The sequence below is a fragment of the Microcystis wesenbergii FACHB-1317 genome, from assembly GCF_014696875.1.
GTDB classification, from domain to species: Bacteria; Cyanobacteriota; Cyanobacteriia; order Cyanobacteriales; family Microcystaceae; genus Microcystis; species Microcystis wesenbergii_A.
Genome location: NZ_JACJQV010000075.1, coordinates 1 through 7063, shown reverse-complemented (window position 1 = coordinate 7063; position 7063 = coordinate 1). Strand labels below are relative to the sequence as shown.

Annotated in this window: 5 protein-coding genes and 3 pseudogenes; 5 read left to right on the top strand and 3 right to left on the bottom strand. The window is 42.0% G+C overall.

What is annotated here, in order from left to right; all coding sequences use genetic code 11:
- Positions 1 to 131, top strand: a pseudogene (locus H6F92_RS03865) (IS5 family transposase); the annotation flags it as partial.
- Between the two features lie 281 nt (positions 132 to 412).
- Positions 413 to 667: a hypothetical protein gene (locus H6F92_RS03860; protein WP_002737596.1), complete on the top strand. Its 255-nt coding sequence runs from the start codon at positions 413 to 415 to the stop codon at positions 665 to 667.
- A 296-nt stretch (positions 668 to 963) separates the two neighbouring features.
- On the opposite strand, the gene H6F92_RS03855 is transcribed toward H6F92_RS03860, so the two are convergent.
- Together H6F92_RS03855 and H6F92_RS03850 are read right to left on the bottom strand one after the other, a co-directional pair.
- Positions 964 to 2172, bottom strand: a complete 1209-nt coding sequence (locus H6F92_RS03855) for an NYN domain-containing protein (protein ID WP_079207329.1) — start codon at positions 2170 to 2172, stop codon at positions 964 to 966.
- 527 nt (positions 2173 to 2699) lie between these two features.
- Positions 2700 to 3695 (bottom strand): L-lactate dehydrogenase, encoded by a 996-nt coding sequence (locus H6F92_RS03850; RefSeq protein WP_190356859.1) that lies wholly within the window; start codon positions 3693 to 3695, stop codon positions 2700 to 2702.
- Between the two features lie 235 nt (positions 3696 to 3930).
- On the opposite strand from H6F92_RS03850, the gene H6F92_RS03845 reads away from it, so the two are divergent.
- Together H6F92_RS03845 and H6F92_RS03840 are read left to right on the top strand one after the other, a co-directional pair.
- Positions 3931 to 4272, top strand: coding sequence for a DUF952 domain-containing protein (locus H6F92_RS03845; RefSeq protein WP_190356858.1), 342 nt, complete (start codon positions 3931 to 3933; stop codon positions 4270 to 4272).
- Between the two features lie 85 nt (positions 4273 to 4357).
- A pseudogene (locus H6F92_RS03840) lies at positions 4358 to 4456 on the top strand (DUF952 domain-containing protein); the annotation flags it as partial.
- Here H6F92_RS03840 and H6F92_RS03835 read toward each other — a convergent pair.
- On the bottom strand, positions 4442 to 5746 hold the full coding sequence (locus H6F92_RS03835) for a cytosine deaminase (RefSeq protein ID WP_190356856.1): 1305 nt from the start codon (positions 5744 to 5746) through the stop codon (positions 4442 to 4444). The pseudogene H6F92_RS03840 and the gene H6F92_RS03835 sit on opposite strands and share 15 nt — an antisense overlap.
- A gap of 320 nt (positions 5747 to 6066) precedes the next feature.
- Here H6F92_RS03835 and H6F92_RS03830 point away from each other — a divergent pair.
- Positions 6067 to 6933: pseudogene (locus H6F92_RS03830) on the top strand (RNA-guided endonuclease InsQ/TnpB family protein); the annotation flags it as partial.
- Positions 6934 to 7063 lie beyond the last annotated feature (130 nt).

Below are 7063 nucleotides of genomic sequence, written 5' to 3'. Positions count from 1 at the left end.
GTCGTCTCAAAATATTTCGGATACTTTCATCAAGATACAGAAATCGCAGACGGCGATTTGGTCTGAGATTGAATTTGATTGCTGGTATCTACAATTACGAACTTCGTTACCGACAAAAGGATATATCTTGATTACTTTTGCAAGAGATCTACTTTTGTGGAAGCCTTGGAAGCTTTTCGGACAGCGATGTCTTTCCGTTTCTTTGAGTGGCTGACCGAGAATCGGGATGTGTTTGCCGCTTACAGAGCCAGTTTAGGCTTTGTTTGGGCTTGAAATTTGTTTAAGTCCCATTAACTAAGCAACCAGCGATCGCAGTTTCACCTCAAGCGATCGCCCTATGAAAAGAGATTAATTTGTCTAAAGATTTGCTAAACTGAGGACAATAATCGCTTATTTTCAAAGTGTTAACTAAATGTGGTGGCAAAGTTCTCGGTTAGACCGTATTGAAGCCAGTCTAGAGGCAAGTCAGCAGCGAATAGAGCGAATAGAAAGCAATATTGACAGATTAGCAGAAATCAGTGAGGCAACGAATCGGCGTATTGATCGGTTTGTGGAAGCTACTGCTCAACAAATGGAAGAATCTAAGGCTCGTATTGACCAACTGCAACAAGGGATGGAACAGCTTCAACGTGCAGTTGGCTATTTTTTAAGTCAGGACGGTAACTAACGCTCGCCTTTTCAAAAATCAAAAACCCCGTTAGCTTGCAATCACTTGCTTCAATCAATGAACATGGTGCTAAGTAGTCGTGCAAAATTAATTTCCTAGTGAAGATAGGCAAGAGGCAAGAGGCAAGAGGCAAGAGGTGTTTAGATATGTGTAATTAATTTTGCTTAGGTACTTACTACTAGAGAAAAAAGAGGTGCGTTACATTTCATTAACTACCAGAGCGGCGTGCTGCTACGCAGTGCCTTCGGCATCGCACTTGTTATGCTGGTGTAGCAACATCAGTATCGACCTCCATCTTAAGGTATTTGATTATTGGTAATTAAAACTTTAAGCTGTTCTTTGTTATAAGAATTAGTTAAAAGTTGGGTTACGAGTTCAGGAATAAAAGATGTATTATGTAGTTTACAAAGCTGAACAAGTCGATTTACCAACACTGCATCTATCTTCTTTGACATTACACGCTCAGATTCAGGTAAATCGGCTATAAAAATATGTTCGTCATTTTGTTTTTGTGGTTGTTGAATTACATAACCTGTCTTGTAAAGAAGATAGATCGCCGAACGTAATTCTCCGCGAGTTCGGTTATGTCCGAATGCTTCAATCAAATATTCAAACTCCTCACTTCTGGTGAAGCCGTCTGGAAAACGTTCTTTCAAATTTTTCAAGGCATCGCAGAGGAAAGATGATTCACAAGATCGCCAACTGCTTTTGCGTAAAAGGCGCTTGTATAAATCAACTGTAGGTTCTACTAAAGTACTTCCTGAGTTTGTTGTCGTCAGGGTGATTTCATTAGATTTATCTCCAGTTTCTTCAGCTTTTGCGTGCCAAGTTTGTTTAACTTGATATAGTTTGACTATTTCAGGTGCGCTTTGGAGGAATTTCATGAATCCACCAAACCCTAAATTATGCTCATCAAATGCCGAATCAATTTCAAGCATTTCATTTTTTAACGTAGAAAGGCTGACACCATCTGGAAATTTACCAAGTACACGTTCTAGCAAATCCAATGCGTCCTCACGCAATTGAGTCGTTTTCATCGACGCAGATACGCCATTGGAGGTTAATTCTTCATCAATATAAATAAATCGATTGCAAGATTTCTTGACAGCTTCACTAAGAGCAGAACGTGGTCCAACGCCAACTACAGACTTGCCTAACTCCCTTAAACGCCTAAACAAAGGTGAAAAATCTGAATCTCCAGTGGCAAGCACAACCCATTCCAAATCAGGGATACGAGCCAAGTATTCCATAACATCGACAACAATCTGAATGTCAGCGGAGTTTTTACCTTTTACTGGATGATAAACATGGACAAACTCAAAACCTAGCAGGTTCAATTCTGGCTGACGAACACTGACTGATGCAATGCTGAAATCACCATAGGCTCGACGGACAACTACACGCCCTAGCTCATTGGCGCGTTCCAATAGTGCTTCCCCTCCATCTGCTTTTAGCCAACCTGATAGATTTTCAACATCCAGAAAGATTGCGACTTTTTCTGCCATTTAGGATTCTGCTGAATTGTTGCTGAGTGAATTTTTCCCGCAGTATACCCCAATTTGCTCATTGTCCGATACACATCGTCAGCCTATCAACAACTTCCTGAAACACTTAACGCTCATAGAACGGTCTTCAACTACGTCACCACAGATAATTTGAAGCAGCCTAACCATTGATTATACAGAAAATTTCCGAATAACAATCCTCAGAGTAACGATATGTAAAAACTCTCGGCATATCACCCCATTTTAGCACCATCGCAGCGAACTTTTCTGCATATCATAACCAAAAGCGTATTAGCCAGATTAAACAACCTCTTTTAAGTAGATTCCTAACAACAAGCTGAAATAAAATTGACTTTTCGGGAAGTCTAGCACTAATTGCTTCAGTCCACCCCACAATTACCTAATTTTCGGGGAAAAAGTGCCTAAAATTTCCCCTCGATCGCTCTTATGTCTGGCACTTTTTGAGGTCAAAAAAATCTAAAAATCTTAGCCAACAATGTTTTTAGATTTATTCAGCCAACCCTAAGTTAAATTTTGAGTTGATCGATTAAATCGCGCATGATTTTGGCCGAATTATGTAACTGTTGGGTTTCTCTGGGACTGAGAGCAAGATTCAGGGTTTTAATCACTCCTTTCTCGTTAACCACCGAGGGAATACTTAAACACACATCTTTGAGACCGTATTGACCATCGAGGAGAGTGCTAATAGTGAGAATTCTTTCTTGGGAACGTAAAATCGCTTTAACGATATCCGTGGTAGCTAAACCGATCGCATAGCTAGTATAACCCTTGCGTTTGATAATTTCATAGGCGGCGTTTTTAACCTGAAGAAAAATTTCTGTTAAGCTTTCTTGGTCGGCCGCGCTTAAATCCTGCCAATCTCCTTCTAATAACCTTGCTCCTCCGATATTGGCCGAACTCCACACAGCAAGCTCACTATCCCCGTGTTCACCGATAATATAAGCGTGGACGTTACGCGCATCTACATGGAGTTGGGTGGATAAAAGAGAGCGTAAACGAGCAGAATCTAGCACTGTACCCGAACCAATCACCCTAGAAGGCGGAAAATGGGTTATTTTCAGGGTAATATAGGTCATGATATCGACGGGATTACTCACCACCAAAATCAAAGCACTGGGACAGTAAACAGCCACATCCGCAAGAATACGGCGAAAAATCGCCACATTTCGTTCAAGGAGATGTAATCGGGTTTCTCCCTCTTTTTGGGCAGCCCCAGCAGTAATAATCACCACATCGGCATTTTGTCCCACATCGGCCACGGTTCCCATTTTCAAGTCTGTGGGTTCAATAAAGGGCATTCCGTGCCTTAAATCCATCACTTCCCCCTCGACTTTATCGGTGGCGATATCCTGGAGAATTAATTCATCAAAACAGTCTTGAATTAACATCGAGTAAGCGCAGGCCATCCCCACCTGACCAACACCGATAATTACCCCCTTGCGAGGACGCAGAGGAGCGGGTTTTTCAGCGTAGGGATTGGGAGTAAATATTTTATCTAGCATAGATTTTTGCAGTTAATGGCTCGGTAAGCTCATTTTAAGGGGAAAAGGTTAATATCAGGTAAAAGGAGACTATCAAGAGATTTTGAGGACGTTATCGGCAATTTTTTTCTGGTAATTGGTCGGACAAATTTCTTGTCTTTATTCCCTGACCCCTAGTTTAAGAGAATTGAGGGCCGCTGACAGCTTCAGGCTATATCCTAAAATTAGGGATAAAGTGACAGTAGGAGGCGAACCGATGATCTATCACATCACTACGGAAAGAGGTTGGCGAATAGCTCGTGAAATGGGGGAATATCGGGCGCATTCCCTAAAAAATGAGGGATTTATCCATTGCTCCACCTTAGAACAAATTCCGAAAGTTGTGGATGCTTTTTATCAAAATCAGCCAGATTTGCTGGTTTTAGCCATTTCTCTCGAACAATTGCAGGCCCCGGTCAAATGGGAGCAGCCCCAGCATCCTAACCCAGAAAATGCCACTCTAGAGCTAGAAAAAGAGACCTTTCCCCATATTTACGGTGCTATCAACCTAGAATCGGTAGTTTTTGTCAAACCCTTACAGGAGTTGCTCAATTCCTAAGTAGGGATGCACAATTATTTGTAGGATGGGTTAGCGGTAGCGTAACATGATCGGGCGTTGGGTTTCATGCTTCAACCCAACCTACGTTCATCTAGAAAGAGAGACCTTTCCCCATATTTACGGTGCTATCAACCTAGAATCGGTAGTTTTTGTCAAACCCTTACAGGAGTTACTCAATTCCTAGAACTAAATCATCTAACTCTTGGTAATCGGGGAGAGTAGTATCGATGCTCAACCCGCGCCGAATCACGAGGCGATCCCACTGTGGTCGCGATAATAGCTCGCTAAAGTAGCGAGCCTTGAAAATTAACAAATTTGCCTCTAGACCAGTCTTAATGCGCCCTAAATGGGGCAATCCGAGCAGATTTGCTGGGGTGAGGGTGACACTATTTACCCAGTCAGCGTAGGGTGTGTCGAGGTGAGCAATCCGCACCGCTTGGGTAAAGACTTCTAAACCATCGTGATCCCCAAAACCATAAAAGGGATCGCGACAGTTATCACTGGCAAAAGCAACCGGAATTCCCGCTTTTTTCATCTCTTTGATCTTAGTTGTTCCGCGCCAAAAGGGGGTTTTTTCCTCTTGACGATCCTGTAGGTAGAGATTGCACATCGGCAAGCTAACGATAGCAATGCCCGCATTTTTGACTAAATTTAGGGTTTCTTGGATTATTTCAGGGGATTGTACCGCTAAACTGCAACAGTGACCACAGATGATTTGTCCAGAAAATTGCTTTTTGATAGCAGTACGCGCAATCGCTGCTAAACAGGTAGAATCAGGATCGCCGTTTTCATCCAGATGAAAATCGAGATTTAAACCCCTTTCTTGGGCTAATTTGAAGGTAATATCAATTTGTGCCTGTAAATCGGGATTTGTGTAGGCTACTCCCCCTAATATGCCGCCAAATTCGGCGATTTTATCGGCTAAGGCCGCTCCCTCGGCGGTTTGATAGTAGTCAAGGGAAACTAGAGAAACCGCTTGCAGGGTGATTTTACCGGCCCATTGTCGTTGCAATTCTCCCAAAGCGGTTAAGCTAATCTGTGCCTGTTGACCAAAAGAGTCGATATGGGTGCGAATAGCGGCGGTTCCGTGAGCATAACTGCATTTAACACCGAATTCCATGCGACGATATACATCCTCTAAGCGCCACTCCCGTCGGGAATCCTCTAGGACCATTTTTAAGGCACTGTCAAAAGTGCCATCATGGTTAGGACAACGCTGCCAACTATGACCTTTATCGAGATGGGTGTGCATATCGATAAAACAAGGAAAAACAAGCTTTTTTTTGAGGTCGATGACGGGAATATTATCTTCGGGGGGGATGGTTGAGGTGATGCGATTAATGTTACCGTCATTAATTTCCAGATTAACTAAGGTTAATCCCTCGGAGGTTTGGGGAGAGAAACCCTTATTTTCTAGGAGGGAAACAGGAATATGGGCATTTTTGAGCCAGTAGCGCTTGCTTGAGGGAATCATTGAAATTTTTGGGTCTGAAACCCGTAGTTTGACGACGACAATAGATTTTCTGCAAAAATCAAAAATCTGACCTTAGGTGAGGAAACAGCAGATAGGAGACAGGAGGAGAAAAAAGACAAGAGACAAGCATAATATCCATAAAACCTAAGATTATATCAAATTTATCTGAGGTTTTGGATATTTTGACCTGATAGCGGCTCGAGAACTTACTTTTGCCGGAGGTCTCATCGAAAATTTTGGGTCTGAAACCCCGTCGTTCTACGACGGCTTTACTGTTAAATATGAGCATCGTTTACGAAATATATGCTAAAATGTGAGGTATGGAAAAAGCCTATTCGTTTCGATTTTACCCCACACCAACACAAGAGTCGCTATTGCGGCGCACATTGGGCTGTGTAAGATTGGTTTACAATAAAGCTCTCCATCTCAGAACACAAGCTTGGTACGAAAAGCAAGAAAGAGTAGGCTACGCTCAAACTTCTTCAATGTTGACCGATTGGAAAAAGCAAGAAGAATTAGACTTTCTCAATGAGGTAAGCTGTGTACCTTTACAACAAGGGTTAAGACATTTACAAACAGCTTTTACTAACTTCTTTGCTGGTCGTACTAATTATCCTAACTTTAAGAAAAAACATCAAGGAGGAAGTGCCGAATTTACCAAATCAGCCTTTAAATTTAAAGACAAACAAATCTATTTAGCTAAATGCACAGAACCTTTACCTATTCGATGGTCAAGACAAATACCAGAAAGCTGTGAACCAAGCACAGTAACAGTCAGATTACATCCTTCTGGACGCTGGCATATTTCAATTAGATTTGATGACCCAACGATTAAGCCATTACCAGTAACAGATAAAGCCATCGGAATTGACTTAGGAATTAGTAGCCTCGTGATTACCAGCGATGGCGATAAAGTATCTAATCCTAAGCATTTTAAAAAGCATTATCGGAGACTGCGAAAGGCCCAAAAAAGCCTTTCTAGAAAACAGAAAAGGTCAAAAAATCGGGGAAAAGCAAGAATCAAAGTAGCCAGAATTCACGCTCAAATCACCGATAGCAGAAAAGACCATTTACATAAGCTAACCACTCAATTAGTTCGTGAAAACCAAGCGATTGTGGTTGAGAATTTAGCCGTCAAGAATCTGGTCAAAAACCCCAAGTTATCTCAGGCAATATCTGATGTAAGCTGCCCCCCCCTTGCCCCTAGGGCTGATTCATTCTCTAGTTTGATTCCTTGTTTGTCTGTCTTCAATCGCTTACGGGGCAAGCAAAGCAAGGCATTTTAAAAATTTTTCAGATATTTGTTCTGAGAAATTG

Bases quoted from the DNA above. Each gene is read 5' to 3' on its own strand.
- H6F92_RS03860 (WP_002737596.1), top strand. From the start codon at position 413: ATGTGGTGGCAAAGTTCTCGGTTAGACCGTATTGAAGCCAGTCTAGAG.
- H6F92_RS03855 (WP_079207329.1), bottom strand. From the start codon at position 2,172: ATGGCAGAAAAAGTCGCAATCTTTCTGGATGTTGAAAATCTATCAGGT.
- H6F92_RS03850 (WP_190356859.1), bottom strand. From the start codon at position 3,695: ATGCTAGATAAAATATTTACTCCCAATCCCTACGCTGAAAAACCCGCT.
- H6F92_RS03845 (WP_190356858.1), top strand. From the start codon at position 3,931: ATGATCTATCACATCACTACGGAAAGAGGTTGGCGAATAGCTCGTGAA.
- H6F92_RS03835 (WP_190356856.1), bottom strand. From the start codon at position 5,746: ATGATTCCCTCAAGCAAGCGCTACTGGCTCAAAAATGCCCATATTCCT.